The organism is Devosia sp., from assembly GCF_036676215.1.
Classification (GTDB): domain Bacteria; phylum Pseudomonadota; class Alphaproteobacteria; order Rhizobiales; family Devosiaceae; genus Devosia.
The window spans coordinates 1-1,575 of sequence record NZ_JAKFDJ010000009.1; the positions used below are offsets into that span (position 1 = coordinate 1).

At 65.2% G+C, this 1,575-nt stretch carries 2 protein-coding genes; both read right to left on the minus strand.

All coding sequences use genetic code 11. The annotated features are described in order from the left end of the window. A partial coding sequence (locus V6M52_RS00680) for an NAD(P)H-dependent oxidoreductase subunit E (RefSeq protein WP_332698355.1) occupies positions 1 to 1,166 on the minus strand: 1,166 nt, incomplete at its 3' end. A 55-nt stretch (positions 1,167 to 1,221) separates the two neighbouring features. After that, positions 1,222 to 1,575, minus strand: a 354-nt coding sequence (locus V6M52_RS00685; protein ID WP_332698358.1) for a CoA transferase, incomplete at its 5' end; no start/stop codon positions are given.

Consider the following 1,575-nt stretch of genomic DNA (forward strand, 5'->3'; position numbering starts at 1 on the left):
GCAAACCATTCGCCGCCTTTTTCCAGGATGTCGCGCACCCAGTACAGGGTTTCGAAGTTGTGTTCGAGTGTCGGGCGGCCGAACAGGCCGACCTGCGCCACGTAGGGCGGACGCAGGCGCGGCATGCCGCGTTTGCCTTCGATGGACTCGATCATGGCCGACTCTTCACCGCAGATATAGGCGCCGGCGCCGCGGCGCAGCTCGATCTCCGGCATGCCTGCCATCAGCGGCGATGCCCTGAGCTTGGCGAGCTCGGCTTCCAGCATGGTGCGGCAGCCGTGGTATTCGTCGCGCAGATAAATGTAGACTTTCTCGATGCCGACGGCCCAGGCGGCGATCAGCATGCCTTCGAGGAAGCGGTGCGGATCGCGCTCCAGGTAGACGCGGTCCTTGAAAGTGCCGGGTTCGCCCTCGTCGATGTTCACCGCCATCAGGCGCGGGCCTTGCTCGGCCCGGACGATGCGCCACTTGCGGCCGGAGGGGAAGCCTGCGCCGCCCAGGCCGCGCAGCCCGGAATCCTCCATGGTCTTGATGACCGATTCGACCTCGCGGCCACCCGAGACGCATTGCTTGAGCAGGGCGTAGCCACCGGCGCCCTGGTAGCTGGAAAAGTCGGTAAATCCTGCCGGGACGTGTTTCACCGCGCCGGCCGCGACGGTGGCCATGATGCTTTCGCAGCTGGCGTTCGGCACCGGGTTCTGTCCCACGACGGCAGCGGGTGCCTGTTCGCAGCGGCCCACGCAAGGCGCCGCGATCACGCGCACCTCGCGGCCCAGCAGGGCAGGGAGCCTGGCCAACAGGTCTTTGGCACCGGCCATTTCGCAGGATAGCCCGTCACAGACCCGCACGGTGAGCGCTGCCGGTACGGCTTCGCCTTCCTTGACCACGTCGAAGTGGTGATAGAAGGTCGCCACCTCATAGACCTCGGTCTGGGCCAGGCGCATCTCCTGTGCCAGCGCAGCCAGGTGGGCTGCCGACAGGTGGCCGAAATGGTCCTGCAGCTTGTGCAGGTGTTCGATCAGCAGGTCGGCCTGGCGCGATGCATTGCCCAGCAGGCCCTGCACGTCGGCCAGCGCCGCCGGATCCACACGTCGGCCCTTGGGGGCCTGGCGTTTGCGCTGCTTGGAGGCGTCGATGACGGCAATGGGAATGATGGGATGGTTCATGGGCGTGTGGGCTCGCTGTGTGGCTGGCGTCGTTGGCTTGGGAGGCGGTTTCCGGTCAGATGACGCGTTCGGTGCGCAATTCGGCGATTTCGTCGGCGCTGTAGCCCAGCTGCGCCAGTACCTCGTCGGTGTGTTCGCCCAAAAGCGGGGAGCGCGTGACTTCGGTGGCGCTGTCCGACATCTTGATGGGGTTGCCCACGGTCAGATATTTGCCGCGCACCGGATGGTCGACTTCGACGATGGTGCCGGTCGCGCGCAGGGCGGGCTCTTCGGCGATTTCCTTCATCGAGAGGATGGGGCCGCAGGGAATGTCGTATTTGTTGAGGATTTCCATGGCTTCGAACTTGGTCTTGGTCATGGTCCATTTCTCGATGCGCGCGAAGATCGGTTTCAGGTGCAGCAGGCGGGC